The organism is Vibrio sp. RM-69-4, assembly GCF_024743775.1.
GTDB lineage: Bacteria > Pseudomonadota > Gammaproteobacteria > Enterobacterales > Vibrionaceae > Vibrio > Vibrio anguillarum.
The window spans coordinates 992012-1005134 of sequence record NZ_JAMQXI010000076.1; the positions used below are offsets into that span (position 1 = coordinate 992012).

14 protein-coding genes are annotated in these 13123 nt (G+C 45.2%); 11 read left to right on the forward strand and 3 right to left on the reverse strand.

All coding sequences use genetic code 11. The annotated features are described in order from the left end of the window. Window positions 1–11 precede the first annotated feature (11 nt). Window positions 12–1025 carry a fumarylacetoacetate hydrolase family protein gene (locus NB504_RS16635; protein ID WP_017042494.1) on the forward strand — a complete coding sequence of 338 codons (1014 nt, stop codon included), beginning with the start codon at window positions 12–14 and terminating at the stop codon, window positions 1023–1025. Further along, window positions 1022–1672 carry a maleylacetoacetate isomerase gene (gene maiA, locus NB504_RS16640; protein WP_258429358.1) on the forward strand — a complete coding sequence of 217 codons (651 nt, stop codon included), beginning with the start codon at window positions 1022–1024 and terminating at the stop codon, window positions 1670–1672. The genes NB504_RS16635 and maiA overlap by 4 nt, the downstream gene beginning before the upstream one ends. A 40-nt stretch (window positions 1673–1712) precedes the next feature. On the opposite strand, the gene NB504_RS16645 is transcribed toward maiA, so the two are convergent. The 3 genes from NB504_RS16645 to NB504_RS16655 all read right to left on the reverse strand — a co-directional run bounded on the left by NB504_RS16645 (window position 1713) and on the right by NB504_RS16655 (window position 5073). Next, a complete protein-coding gene (locus NB504_RS16645) occupies window positions 1713–3224 on the reverse strand; it encodes a M28 family metallopeptidase (RefSeq protein ID WP_170895300.1) in 1512 nt (503 codons plus the stop codon). Between the two features lie 189 nt (window positions 3225–3413). Next, window positions 3414–4247 (reverse strand): CPBP family intramembrane glutamic endopeptidase, encoded by an 834-nt coding sequence (locus NB504_RS16650; protein ID WP_064625233.1) that lies wholly within the window; start codon window positions 4245–4247, stop codon window positions 3414–3416. A 118-nt stretch (window positions 4248–4365) separates the two neighbouring features. Then, on the reverse strand, window positions 4366–5073 hold the full coding sequence (locus tag NB504_RS16655) for a glycerophosphoryl diester phosphodiesterase (protein ID WP_258429359.1): 708 nt from the start codon (window positions 5071–5073) through the stop codon (window positions 4366–4368). Window positions 5074–5238: 165 nt separating this feature from the next. Here NB504_RS16655 and NB504_RS16660 point away from each other — a divergent pair, with 165 nt between their 5' ends. The 9 genes from NB504_RS16660 (at window position 5239) to NB504_RS16700 (ending at window position 13081) form a co-directional block, all read left to right on the forward strand. Continuing rightward, window positions 5239–6015: an MBL fold metallo-hydrolase gene (locus tag NB504_RS16660; RefSeq protein WP_017042499.1), complete on the forward strand. Its 777-nt coding sequence runs from the start codon at window positions 5239–5241 to the stop codon at window positions 6013–6015. Window positions 6016–6170: 155 nt separating this feature from the next. Continuing rightward, the gene (locus NB504_RS16665; RefSeq protein ID WP_017047621.1) at window positions 6171–6944 is read left to right on the forward strand and encodes a DUF3450 domain-containing protein; all 774 of its coding nucleotides are present in this window, start codon (window positions 6171–6173) and stop codon (window positions 6942–6944) included. Continuing rightward, window positions 6941–8281: a MotA/TolQ/ExbB proton channel family protein gene (locus NB504_RS16670; protein WP_258429360.1), complete on the forward strand. Its 1341-nt coding sequence runs from the start codon at window positions 6941–6943 to the stop codon at window positions 8279–8281. The genes NB504_RS16665 and NB504_RS16670 overlap by 4 nt, the downstream gene beginning before the upstream one ends. Beyond that, window positions 8281–8829, forward strand: coding sequence for a MotA/TolQ/ExbB proton channel family protein (locus NB504_RS16675; protein WP_013856854.1), 549 nt, complete (start codon window positions 8281–8283; stop codon window positions 8827–8829). Before NB504_RS16670 ends, NB504_RS16675 begins: the two co-directional genes overlap by 1 nt. Beyond that, window positions 8826–9230: a biopolymer transporter ExbD gene (locus NB504_RS16680; protein WP_013856855.1), complete on the forward strand. Its 405-nt coding sequence runs from the start codon at window positions 8826–8828 to the stop codon at window positions 9228–9230. Before NB504_RS16675 ends, NB504_RS16680 begins: the two co-directional genes overlap by 4 nt. Beyond that, window positions 9230–9850: an energy transducer TonB gene (locus NB504_RS16685; protein WP_094147900.1), complete on the forward strand. Its 621-nt coding sequence runs from the start codon at window positions 9230–9232 to the stop codon at window positions 9848–9850. The genes NB504_RS16680 and NB504_RS16685 overlap by 1 nt, the downstream gene beginning before the upstream one ends. Further along, window positions 9847–11031, forward strand: coding sequence for a lipopolysaccharide assembly protein LapB (locus NB504_RS16690; protein ID WP_258429364.1), 1185 nt, complete (start codon window positions 9847–9849; stop codon window positions 11029–11031). The genes NB504_RS16685 and NB504_RS16690 overlap by 4 nt, the downstream gene beginning before the upstream one ends. A 157-nt stretch (window positions 11032–11188) precedes the next feature. Continuing rightward, window positions 11189–12052 (forward strand): patatin family protein, encoded by an 864-nt coding sequence (locus NB504_RS16695; RefSeq protein WP_017047626.1) that lies wholly within the window; start codon window positions 11189–11191, stop codon window positions 12050–12052. A gap of 162 nt (window positions 12053–12214) precedes the next feature. Then, window positions 12215–13081: a DNA ligase gene (locus NB504_RS16700; protein WP_405054819.1), complete on the forward strand. Its 867-nt coding sequence runs from the start codon at window positions 12215–12217 to the stop codon at window positions 13079–13081. The last annotated feature ends 42 nt before the right edge of the window (window positions 13082–13123 follow it).

The following is a 13123-nucleotide window of genomic DNA, read 5'->3' on the forward strand; positions in this document are numbered from 1 at the left end:
AAGGAAGTGACATGAAGTTAGCTACGCTAAAAAACGGCACAAGAGATGGTTTATTGGTCGTGGTCAGCCATGACTTATCAAAATGCGTTGCTGTGCCTGAGATTGCCGAGCATTTACAGCAAGCCTTAGACCGTTGGCAGGAAACCGCACCGATGCTCAGCGAAATTTACACGGCGCTGAATGAAGGCGAATTGCTGCAAGAGATGCAGTTTGATCAAACCTTGTGTCATTCGCCCCTGCCTAGAGCGTATCAATGGGCCGACGGTTCTGCTTACGTCAACCATGTCGAGTTAGTACGAAAAGCACGAGGTGCGGAGATCCCTGAAAGCTTCTGGAGTGATCCGTTAATGTATCAAGGTGGTTCGGATGCTTTTCTTGGACCGCGTGATGATATTCAAATGCAAGATGAAGCATGGGGAATTGATTTTGAAGCCGAAGTGGCCGTGATCACTGATGATGTCAGAATGGGTGCAACCCCAAGTGAAGCGGCGCAAGCGATTCGATTGGTGATGTTGGTTAACGATGTATCGCTGCGTGGTTTGATCCCTCAAGAGCTTGCTAAAGGATTTGGTTTTTTTCAATCCAAACCGTCTTCAGCATTCTCTCCTGTCGCTGTGACACCCGATGAGCTAGGCTGCCATTGGGACGGCGGAAAACTCAACCTGCCATTGCTATCAACCTATAACAATAAACCATTTGGTTGCCCCAATGCTGGCGTGGACATGACGTTTGAATTTCCACAGTTAATTGCTCACGCAGCAAAAACGCGCCCCTTGTGCGCGGGCACTATTATTGGCTCTGGTACAGTTTCCAATAAACAGGGAACCGATTTTGGCAGTGCGATTGCTGAAGGGGGAGTCGGTTATTCATGCATTGCAGAAGTGCGGATGATTGAAACCATTCGGGACGGTAAACCAAGTACCGAATTTATGAAATTTGGTGACAGGATAACGTTAGAAATGCGTGATGATAAAGGGAACAGCCTGTTTGGTTTAATCGATCAACGCGTGGTGAAAGGGTCATGAGTGGCCTCAAGTTATATGGGTATTGGCGCTCTTCAGCCGCTTACCGAGTACGCATCGCACTTCACCTCAAGGCGCTCGATTACCAGTCTATTGCTGTCCATTTAGTTAAGGAGGGCGGAGTGCAACATTCAGCCGAGTTTAGCGCTCTCAATCCGAGTGAGTTAATTCCGGTACTGGAAGATAACGGACATTGCATTACTCAGTCGTTAACCATCATCGAATATTTGGATGACCAGTATCCCCAAGTACGTTTGGTTCCGCTATCAGGTAAAGAGAAATATCAGATTAAAGCACTGGCGCAAGACATTGCTATTGATATTCATCCACTGAACAATCTACGAGTTTTACAATATTTAACGCGTGAACTGGCCGTGGATGAAAGTCAAAAAGGAGACTGGTATCGGCATTGGATAGCCACGGGGTTTCATGCCTTGGAAAAAAAATTGGCGACAGTATCAGGAGAATACTGTGTTGGTGATCAACTGAGCTTAGTGGATGTTTGTTTAGTACCACAAGTGTATAACGCGGAGCGCTTTAATCTTGATATGGCGCAGTTTCCGATCATCAAACGAATCGTTGCTGAGCTTCGTGCTCATCCGGCGTTTATTGCCGCCGCCCCCGAAAACCAGCCCGATGCTGAGAGTTAATCGATTAGCCAGCCTTGCGGCTGGCTTTTCTTTGCGCTGTTTATTGAGCATTTGCCACTAAACTTGCATTGCTGTAATTGTTGTATCCATGCAGCAAAATAGAATAGCGGCCCGGTTGAGCATTGGAGAACTGACACGTTTCATTATTGCCACTGCGATAAGGACGGCAGTCGTATTGCTGTAGATCGGCATCAGTTTGATACTTAACGTATAAATCGGCATCGCCGCTTCCCCCTGACAATACAATACTCAAGTTGCCCGCTTCCTGCAGTTCGAATTGGTACCAGGTTTTGCTATTTCTGCTGGCCGATAAACCGTTCACAGGTACGCCATTTTTCAGTTGATTGCTCGGTGTAGGCGGTGTTGAGGCGTTACCCATTTCAACCACATAAGCCAATCCAAGTTTAGTAAATTTCACCGCATGAAATCCTGTTGGGTCGGAATTTTGCAGAGTGTCTTGCGGGCTATGAATATTAGGGTTGTAATCATTAAATTTGGATTCAAAAGGCATCGCGGCTGGGTAACCAACCGCATGCCAAGAGGCATGATCAGAGCAGGCATAGCCACAGGTATCAAATCCATAGGTTAATGACGGTAAATATTCATCCAATAGTTGTGTCAAATACTGGGTAAAATTACTGTCGGTGTAATCGCTCATAAACACAATATCTTCGCGTGAACCTTGGTAGTTAGTCATGTCTAACTGCATCACAGACATTACTTTTTTACCTTCGGCTTTAAAACGATTGGCTAAGTCTTGTGAACCTCGAAGGCCCACTTCTTCAGCAGCGTAAGCCATGAAAGCGATGCTGCGTTTAGGACGAAAATTTTGCTCAGACAACAAACGGATGATTTCTGTCACGCCCGCGATACCTGATGCATCGTCGTCCGCACCCGGCGCAATACTGCTTTCGTTGGTTCGAGAACCAAGTGTCGAGTCTAAATGCCCGCCAATCACCACCCATTCGTCAGGTTTTTCAGAGCCTGTAATTGTGAGCATTACCGATTTCTGGTTGTAGCCTGAATGTGTGATTTGTTCTACTTTGCTTGCGGGCAGTGACGCAGAGAGTGAGCGCCAATGATCTGCAATCCAATTCGATGCTTGAGCACCAGTCGAGGTAGTATAAAAGCGATTTTTAAACTGGGTTAAGGTGGTGATGGTACTGGTGATTTGTTGCGCTGATACTGATGGCAACCAAGCATTAACGGTGGTTTGCTGAGTGATCTCCGGTGCACTGAAAGCGTTTAGATTCAGCGGCATTGCGCTGACACTCATCGCACTTTGTGCAGAAGGGTGGACCATATAACCACCACATCGCTGATGATTTTCGTGCATTTCATGTGAAAGCGTCGCCAACTCGCTTACTGGTACTTGCCCAACCCATACTGATGTTTGATTGATAAGATTTTCAGGTAATAGGCTTTGGGCTCCAGAGCGAAGCGCCGTTTGCGTCGCGTCACCACCAATGGAAATCCACACCTTTTCTTCTGCATAAGCGGTACTGAAACAGCCTGCTAGCGCAATCGCCAATAACGTTTGTTTCTGGTTCATTCTCTCCTCCCTGGAGTATTATTATCAACATGACGTTGACCATAAACCCTAGGCCAAAAATAGGAATAATGAGAACAATTCGTTTTATACTCAGTTGTTCATAACGGTTGTCACTAAACTATCAATAAGGTATTTCATCGACTGAAAAAAAGAAAAAAGCCAGCGAAAACTTCAGCTGGCTTAAAGGTTTTAACGCTGTACCCATACTGGATAAGTGAAGAAAATAAGGTGGGAAAAATTAAAGAGAAAGTGGAAGAGTACAGCCGTCCATAAACGCCCGCTTAGATGATAGATCGCGCCGTAGCCAATACCAGCTAATGTGGCAAATAGCGCCAAAGTCACGCCGCCAGAAAAATGCGCAAGGCCAAATAGGATACTAGCGAGCGCAATACCGAGCCATAGACCGAATTTTTCACTAACGGCTTTTTGTAAATAGCCCCGGAAAAATGCTTCTTCCACCACACAGGTTAACAGTAAATTATTGAGAGCAAAGAGCCACCACCAAGTTGGTAAAGATAACTCGGGCTTAATCGCGCCAAGCGCCCATGCGACAAAAAGCAAAGCAAAAAGAGGAATCGACACTTTACCGATCGCGGCCCAACGAATGGTTTGATGGTTGCCAAGGAGTGGCGGCCAAGCGAGTAGCAAAGCAAAAAATACCATAGGTTTATCTAGGTTCAAGTAGAGACGAAAGGGGGCACTATTGGCACCAGCAACCACATTATCCAGCACTTTAGGATTATTAAAACCAGGAATAGCATGCAGCAGCAGTGCAATTGCCCATAATAGCAACGCACCATGAGCAAACCATTTCCAGCGGCCTTTCAGTTGTGGAATGTAATAAGCACCACATAATCCAATGGCGACATACAGCAGGGCCATTAACGATAATCGGTCTGTGAACCATCCGCCCACTAACGACAGTGCTAGCAAGGTGAATGCTGGACGTAACTGCTTTTGAAAACTGAAGATAACGGCAAAAAGCAGCGGGATCCAAATCCATAACGATGAGTCAAGTATCATAGAGAGTACCTTAGGAAATCATCCATATTATTGAGTGATGACAGAGTGGAAGAGTGGCGCATTATGAAGAATCATTCTCAATAAAGAGATTCTACCAGTCAGCTAAACGCTTGCAGGCTTACAAAAAGCACTGTGGATCGTCACTAAAAATGGCGTCAACTGAGTTGAGATGTTTGAACTTTTTCGGATTATTCACCGTGTAGCACCAAATTTGGTAACCCGCTTGATGTAACTCGGCAATGTGCTTTGCACTGATCCATTGATAGTTAAGGTTACAGCCAAAGGCGTCAATTTCGGCTAACACTTGCTTATCTTTACGCGTTAATCGCTCGCTCAACACCGCCAATTTATAACCCGGACAATGCTGATAAAGCTCGCGCATGATAGCGTGGCTAAAACTGGAGAGAACAATCTGTTCATTTGGTAATCCACATTGATCCAGTTGCGCTTTAAGCTGAGCAGCGACTTGAGCAACATCGTGTTTATCCACTTTGACTTCAATGTTTAAACCAAGGTTGTGCTGCTTTGCGAGTGTCAGCAACGTCTCTAATGTCATGATGGGTTCGCCTGCAAATTGAGGATCAAACCAAGCGCCAAAATCGAACTGTTGTAATTGCTCAAGCGTATAAGAATCAATGCGCCCTTTACCATTACTGCAACGATCAATGGTGTGATCGTGGCAAACAACCAATATGTGATCTTGAGTCGGTTGCACATCCACTTCAACCCACTTTAGGCCTAAATCAATAGCGGCTTGCACACTCACTTGCGTATTTTCAGGGTAATGGCCGGCCACTCCGCGGTGGCCAATAATCATAGGCTTCATAGCGTTATCTCCACACAATTAAAACCGGCTCAGCATAGCGCGCGCCTTCTATTTTGTCTTCAAATTGATGGAAATGAGAGACGACGCGCTTTGGACATCACTTTCGCTAATGCTATGCTTATCCAACATCAGGCAGGAGGTCTGATCTGTCAAGTAGGGATAACGGTGAAGCTACATACGATCAAAGGCTATATTCAGAATATGTATCTGGCTGAATATCCAGAACGATTATTACTGCTAGACGGTGCAAGTCGAGCAGACATACCTACGTTGCAGCACTTCATTGAGAATGAACTGAACCGTCCTTTTTCTCATCTTCATACCGTTGTGGTAACTCACATGCATCCAGATCACGCAGGGGCGGCTCATCAATTGCGTGCATTAACGGGTTGTAAAATTATCTCTGCCAATAAAGATCATGATTGGTATCGTGGCTTGGACGGATTTTGTATGCATTTAGCCGATCTTGCGCTTGCGCGTTGGATGGCGAATCGCCTAGGCCGCCCGCGGCAGAATTTATGGTATCCACGTGTCTTAAAGCCTGACATTAAGCTCAACGATGGGGACACTATTCCTCATTTTAACGAATGGCAAATCTTAGAAACTCCAGGGCATACCGACCGAGATTTGTCTGTCTACCATGCACAGCAAGGCATTGTGTATGTTGCCGATTTAATGGTTGAAGTGAAAAAGCAGTTGATTGCCCCTTTTCCTATTTTCCATCCCAATCAATATCGCCAGTCACTTGAACGGATCTTCAAGCTCAACCCAGAAACACTGCTTCTTGCACACGGCAAAGAGGGGCGTTTGAGCGAAAAAACCTACCAACACCTGCTAAATACCGCACCTATACGGCCCATCACACATTGGCGAGTGGTCAAAATAAAAGTCAAAAGTTTAATGAAGTCTGTTTGGCAATTTGGGGTCAGTAAAGGTAAATAAAGGGTAGGTGGCTTTAAAACTCATCAACAAAGAGTGTTCGCCGCATACTGTGGTTGTTTGCACCGGAAAAAATCGTTAGAATGCGATCCTTGATGATAATGAGAGCTTTTATCAACAAGGTGATAACACTTCGTTGAAGGTAATGAATAACGTCTATGAATCTTTTAAAAATCAGCTTGTCCTTGGTGGCGACTACCAGTTTGTTCGCAGTAAATGCTTCTACACTCAGTGACGCGAATGCCATCCAAAATAAAACCAATTCGGCTTCAGTCGCCAGCCAACAGAACATCAATCACAGTTCTCAATCAGCGTTGCTGATGCAAGCTGATATCGATCAGTTAAAAGAAGAAGTGAAAAATCTCACTATTTATCGTAATCACTTGGCATCGCTGGTGGAAAACCAGAATCAGGAAGCGCAAAGTCTATCGTCACAAATTGATGAGATAAAACTGACTCGCCAAGGCATCGTTCCTTTGATGTATCAGATGATCGACGGGCTACGTACCCTAATCGAAAACGACAAACCATTAAAGCGCGAAACGCGTTTAGAGCGTTTAGAAAAGCTGGAATCGATGATGGTGCGATCGGATGTCAGCGATGCTGAAAAATACCGCCGTATTCTTGAAGCGTACCAAATCGAAATTGATTACGGGACTAAACTGGGTGTTTATCAAGGCGCAGTGGTGCTCAATGAAAACAAAACCATTGAAGCTGATATTTTATACGTTGGCCGTTTATCGCTGGTGGCTCGTAGCTTAAATGGCAAACAGTATTGGAGCTGGAGCCAAAACTCGCACCAGTGGACCGATGTCGATAGTGGGCTATATGCCGATTTAGATACCGCTTTCAAAATGGCCAACAATTTAATTACACCAAACTTAATGACGATTCCTGTTTCACTTGAGTTAGTAGAGGGGCAAAGCAAATGAAGATGGTTTTCTCTCTCTCATCACTCTGTTTAACACTATTGGCTTTCAACAGCTTTGCTTCTACGGAATTAGTCAGCAACGCCAAAGTGGAAAACAAACAGCAACAGCAGCACAATATCGAACGCGAAGCTGGTTTTAAACAAACCGAACAGCAGCTACGCCGCGCCAAAGCAGAGCTAGAAGCTCAGCGCCAAGATTTACAAGCGCAAGCGGATAAGCTAAGCACGCAATTCAGTAATAATGAAAACCGACTAGCACGTTTAGAAGAGCAGCTTCGCTTAGAAACAGGAAGCCTTGGAGAGCTGTTTGGTGTGGTACGCCAAAATGCCAAAGCATTAAGCAGTGAATTGGAATCTTCCATCACTGCGGTTGATCGCCATCAGTATACATCGCGGGTACAAGAAATTGTCGCCGCAAAATCTTTACCCTCGATGCCGCAGCTGACGGGGTTATGGCACAGCTATGTTGAACAGATCATCGCCAGTGGTGAGCTAAGCCGCGTTCAGATCGCATTTATCAATGGTGACGGTGTCACGAAAAATGTGGCCGCTTATCGTATTGGAACCTTTGGTTTGGTGACAGAGCAAGGTTATGTCAAATGGAACGGGGATAAACAAGCCGCCACCGCTTATTTGAAACAACCGGACAATGGGCCTATTTTCTCTGGCCTAAATACGGGAGAAATCGAAAGCTTAGTGGTCGATCCTTCGCGTGGCATCATGCTTGAACAGCTAGCCCTTACGCCAACGTTAGCCGAACGGCTACAAATGGGTGGTGCGGTCGGTAACATCATTTTGATACTGCTTGGTATTGGTTTAATCATTGCTTTCTATCGCGGCTTCGCATTGGTGATGACTCACCACAAGATCAAAGCGCAGCTTAAAGATGTACAGAAAATTGGTAATAACCCATTGGGGCGTGTACTCAGCGTCTATAACAAAGAGCAAAATCGCAGCGTAGAAGCGTTGGAGCTGCGCTTGCTGGAAGCGGTGGTCGATGAACAAGCGCATTTGGAAAAAGGCTTATCGATGCTGAAGTTATTAGCTGCGATTGCGCCGATGCTTGGGCTATTGGGTACGGTGACCGGCATGATTGAAACCTTCCAAGTGATCACACAATTTGGTAACGGTGATCCAAAAGTAATGGCGGGCGGCATTTCAATGGCCTTGGTGACTACCGTTCTGGGTTTAGTCTCTGCGATTCCACTATTATTAGCTCATAATATCTTAAGCTCTCAAGCCGAAAATATTCGCTCTATTTTAGAAAAACAGGGGATTGGCCTCGTTGCTGCGCAAGCAGAGCAAGAATGCCAAGCTTCAATGAGGAATGCGGCGTAATGAACAGCGTATTGCCAAGCGCACTGCTCAGCAATGACTGGCTAACAACCTTACAGCAGTTTATGCAGCAAGGGGGTATCGTCTTATGGTGGCTAGCTGGGGTGGTGGCGCTTTATTGGTTGTTGATCATCGAACGCGTACTGTTTGTGGTATTGAGCTTTCCTAAATATCGAAAAGGGTGGTTAGAGCAATGGCATCAACGCGCGGAACACCATTCATGGTATGCCCATGCGATTCGCGAGGGTTGGCTTGGTGAAGCACAGCAGATGCTGCGCCACAACCTTAACATGATCAAACTGCTCGTCACACTTTGCCCAATGTTAGGGCTGCTCGGCACAGTCACCGGAATGATCTCTGTGTTTGATGTGATGGCAAATCAAGGCAGTAGCGATCCTAAATTGATGGCATCTGGCATTTCATTGGCCACATTACCGACAATGGCCGGAATGGTCGCGGCCCTTGCGGGCATGTTTGTGCATGCTCGTCTTGCAAAAAAGTGTCATCTACTTGAATTAAAATTAGAAAAATCGTTAAGGAGTTTGCGATGAGATTAGGCAGACGCCAACCAAGAAATGATGAGGCGCAGATAGACTTAACATCGATGCTCGACATCGTCTTTATCATGCTGATTTTTTTCATTGTCACCAGCTCATTTGTTCGTGAATCAGGTGTTGAGGTTAACCGTCCTCAAGCTTCTCACGCGGTGAGTCAGAAAGATGCGGGTATTTTTGTCGCTATCAATGCATCCAATGATATTTACATCGACAAACGCTTGATTGATGTTGAACGTGTAGAGGCCACCCTAGAACATCTGTTGCTCGAACAACCAGATGCGGCGTTAGTGATTCAAGCGGATGAACATGCTTATAACGGTACGGTTGTTAAAGTGATGGATGCGGCCAAAGGAGCCGGAGTGAAAAATATCGCATTGGCGGCGGAGAAACGTTAATGGGACGTTTACTGCTTGCTTTGCCAATTGCAGGAGCGATTTCGCTGGCGTTGTTCAGTTTTATGGCGTGGATGGTGGATAACGGTAACCAACGCGCTGTAAAACCAACTCAAGCACTGCGATTTAACATGGTGATGATGGAACAAGAACACGATTTACAGCGTCGCCAACGTAGCGTTCCGGAACCTTTAAAGTTGCCTGAGCCGCCACCGCAAGCACAAGTGACAGAGTCACAAACTACCGCTACGGCCGCTACATCACTCACTAGTTTACCAGCTTTGGGTTTGGATACAGCGCTTAATGGGGTGGCGATTAGCGCACCAACCTTTGGTGATTTTGGCTCAAACCAGCAAGCAATGCCGTTATATCGTGTCGAGCCTGTTTATCCAAGCCGAGCTCTAAAGCGAGGCGTAGAAGGTTTCGTTACATTAAGCTTTACCATTGATACAACAGGAAAAGCCGTCGACATCAATGTCGTCGATGCCAATCCTAAACGTATGTTTGAGCGTGAAGCGATGCAAGCGCTGAAAAAATGGAAGTATCAACCTCAGATTGTTGACGGCAAAGCCATTGAGCAGCCGGGACAAACCGTGACTGTGGAGTTTAAAATTGCCAAATGATGAAACGTATATTGATTGGCTTATCACTTGTTATCGGCTCGCTCTCTTTAAATGCGAGCGAATTAAGTGCGACAACAGTCCTGAAAGTGCAAAAAGCACAGCAATTTGCATTAGAAGAGAACCTCACTCAAGCCATTGAGGTACTGAGCAGTGTTGAAACGTCACGTCTTTACGATAAAGCATTTGTCGCCCGGATGCTTGGTGTGTTTTATTGGCAAAGTGGTCAGCCCAAAGCGGCTATCAAACAGATCAAGTACGCTGTAGAGAGTGGAGAGCTGCAAGATGAGCAGGCATGGACCACCGAACGTATGCTGGCTGATCTGTATGTCAATGAACAACAATTTGAAAAGGCGTTACCGCACTACTACCAATTATTGAAATCCGTTCCGCCTTCACAGAAAGTAGACGATCTGTGGTTGCGTATCGCACAGACCCACTACCAAATTGCACAATGGAAAAAAGTGCTGCATGCGTTGGATAAATACCAAACCGTGACACCACTTAATACTAAAAACCCACTGTCACTTAAATTAGGTGCGCAGCTTCAGCTAGAACAATGGAAGGCGGCCATTCCAACCTTAGAAAAACTGATCATGCTGGAGCCTGGCCAAGCCAGTTGGTGGCGACAGTTGGTCGGTTTACATCTGCGTTTAGATCAGCGTCGTCAAGCATTAAACAGTTTAGCGTTAGCCAAATTACAAGGTGTGGAATTAACCGATAAGGATAAACACTTGCTCGCGCAGTTGTATGCGCAAAACGGCATTCCAGAACGTGCGGCGCAAGTTCTGCAAACATTATCTGATGCTGATCAAGATTTAACTTTACTGAAAGAGCAAGCCACTTACTGGCAGCAAGCCAAAGAATGGCAATCAGCGATCAGAACATGGACAAAAGCAGCTAAACAGGATGAGCAATATTATTGGCAAGTGGCGCTGCTGTACAACCAGCAAGGGCAATTTAAAGAAGCGTTACAGGCGTTGGATAAAGTCACCACGCGCGAGAAAAAAGCCGATGTCGCGTTAGCGCGAGTTCATGCGCTGTACAAACTCAATCAACTCGATAATGCTCTATACCAAGCCAAGCAAGCTGAAAACCTAAACCCATCAAGCCATGCCAAAGGATGGATCAAATTCCTTTCTCGTTTACAAAAAGTTCAGCAAGCGCAAACTGCTAATATCTGATCATAGCGCCTCATCTGTCCGATGATGAGGCGTCTGACCTTTTACGATTTTTGAATCGTCATTATCAAGACTGACATTGGTTCGGTTTTGCCTATCTTAGTGATAAAGAGAACCTATTATTGTCTTTCTGATTTTTTCCGTACTATAACGTTTAACGATGAAGTACAGAGAGAGAATCATGATGAAAGCGTTAGTGGTTGAAGGTGGTGCGATGCGCGGCATTTTTGCCAGTGGAGTCTTGGATAGTTTTTTACAACATCAGCACAACCCATTTGATTTTGTATTAGGTGTTTCAGCTGGAGCTTCAAACTTAATTGGCTACCTTGCGAAGCAACCGAGACGCAGTTATCACGTTGTAACTCAGCTTGCCACCGACCGTCTTTTTTTTAACCCAATTCGCTTTATTAAGGGGGGAAATCTCGTCGATGTGCGTTGGCTAATCGATGAGTCCAACCGACGTTATCCGATTGATGAAGACAAACTGTTTAACTCAGTCCCTTTCTTTGCCGTTGCAACCAATATCGAAACGGGTAAAGCCGATTATTATCGAGTGACTCAAGAAAACTTGAGCACGGCCATTGAAGCCACATCCGCTCTACCGATAGTTTATAAGCACACGCCTTGTTTCCATGGTGGTTGCTACACTGATGGAGGGGTTGCTGACTCGATCCCTGTTAAAGAAGCGTATCGCCGTGGAGCACGAGATATTACGGTTGTTTTATCACATCCACTTAGCTATATCATGTCGCCTCCTAAAAGTAAGTGGATGATGAAAAAACTCTTTTCACGCCATCCAAATATGGCTAAATCAATGCTATTTCGTGCGAAACATTACAACCAATCACTTGAATTTATTCGCAATCCACCTTCTGATGCCATCATTCGAGTAATCGCGCCACCTGAAGGGTTTCCCGTTAAGAGATTGACGATGAAGTTACCGTTGCTCAACATAGGCTATGACATGGGCTTAAAAGCAGGGCAAAATCATTTGGAGTGGCTTGAATACACACGTGCAGCCTAAAAACGCTTAGGTTTAAAAGGCTGATAAAACACTATCTACATGTCGTAACTGTCTATGTAATAAGCTGTTTTTTAGAGATGATTGAGTATGAATTTCATCGCAATTTATCTTGTTTATGGTTTTCATATGAGTGGCACGTGCTAAGTATGTACCACATTTTGATTGATCGAGCCTGATGGCATGCAACTGAAACTATCGCTACTCTCCATCGCTTTATTGAACACAATTCCTGTCACTGCAACGGAAAACTCTCAGATGTTTATTCCGGTCACAGCAGCCAATAGTTACCAACATGGCATTGATGTTGCTGAGTACTGGAAAAGTGAAAAACTGGATGGAATTCGCGCCGTCTGGAATGGACAATATCTTCATACGCGTAATGGTAATAAGATAAATGCGCCTGCTTGGTTTACTGCACCATTACCTAATAAAGCATTAGAAGGAGAGCTTTGGGCTGGACGAGGTCAATTTCATCACGTTCAACAAACGGTATTGGATACCATACCAACCGATGAAGCGTGGCAAAGCATCCGCTTTATGCTGTTTGATATGCCCGAAGCGATCGGTGACTACAAAAAGCGATACCGCAATCTCATCCACTTATCCTCACTCATGAATGCTCCGCACATTACCTATATTGAACATTCACCAGTTCACTCAGAAAAAGAGCTGCTTGGGTATTTAGACAACGTAAGTGATGGGCAGGGTGAAGGGGTGATGCTGCGAAAAATTAATGCCCATTACCAAGCCGGCCGCAGTAACGATTTACTTAAGCTTAAAAAACACCAAGATGCTGAAGCTACGGTCATTGGTTATAAACTGGGTTCTGGCAAATATCAAGGTATGATGGGATCAGTGCTAGTGCGCTTAGAAAACGGTGTTGAGTTCTATATCGGCAGCGGTTTTTCTGATGAGATCAGAAATAATCCGCCAAAGATCGGATCCATTATTACTTTTCGTTTTAATGATCTCACTGCAGAAGGGAAACCAAGATTTGCACGTTTTATGAGAGAAAGGCCAGCAATATAAATAAGGCCAGACAATGTCTGACCTTATTATTTCATCGCAACG

What these genes read in the sequence shown, in the direction of transcription:
- NB504_RS16635 (WP_017042494.1), top strand. Translation starts at nt 12, where the DNA reads ATGAAGTTAGCTACGCTAAAAAACGGCACAAGAGATGGTTTATTGGTC.
- maiA (WP_258429358.1), top strand. Translation starts at nt 1,022, where the DNA reads ATGAGTGGCCTCAAGTTATATGGGTATTGGCGCTCTTCAGCCGCTTAC.
- NB504_RS16645 (WP_170895300.1), bottom strand. Translation starts at nt 3,224, where the DNA reads ATGAACCAGAAACAAACGTTATTGGCGATTGCGCTAGCAGGCTGTTTC.
- NB504_RS16650 (WP_064625233.1), bottom strand. Translation starts at nt 4,247, where the DNA reads ATGATACTTGACTCATCGTTATGGATTTGGATCCCGCTGCTTTTTGCC.
- NB504_RS16655 (WP_258429359.1), bottom strand. Translation starts at nt 5,073, where the DNA reads ATGAAGCCTATGATTATTGGCCACCGCGGAGTGGCCGGCCATTACCCT.
- NB504_RS16665 (WP_017047621.1), top strand. Translation starts at nt 6,171, where the DNA reads ATGAATCTTTTAAAAATCAGCTTGTCCTTGGTGGCGACTACCAGTTTG.
- NB504_RS16670 (WP_258429360.1), top strand. Translation starts at nt 6,941, where the DNA reads ATGAAGATGGTTTTCTCTCTCTCATCACTCTGTTTAACACTATTGGCT.
- NB504_RS16675 (WP_013856854.1), top strand. Translation starts at nt 8,281, where the DNA reads ATGAACAGCGTATTGCCAAGCGCACTGCTCAGCAATGACTGGCTAACA.
- NB504_RS16680 (WP_013856855.1), top strand. Translation starts at nt 8,826, where the DNA reads ATGAGATTAGGCAGACGCCAACCAAGAAATGATGAGGCGCAGATAGAC.
- NB504_RS16685 (WP_094147900.1), top strand. Translation starts at nt 9,230, where the DNA reads ATGGGACGTTTACTGCTTGCTTTGCCAATTGCAGGAGCGATTTCGCTG.
- NB504_RS16690 (WP_258429364.1), top strand. Translation starts at nt 9,847, where the DNA reads ATGATGAAACGTATATTGATTGGCTTATCACTTGTTATCGGCTCGCTC.
- NB504_RS16695 (WP_017047626.1), top strand. Translation starts at nt 11,189, where the DNA reads ATGAAGTACAGAGAGAGAATCATGATGAAAGCGTTAGTGGTTGAAGGT.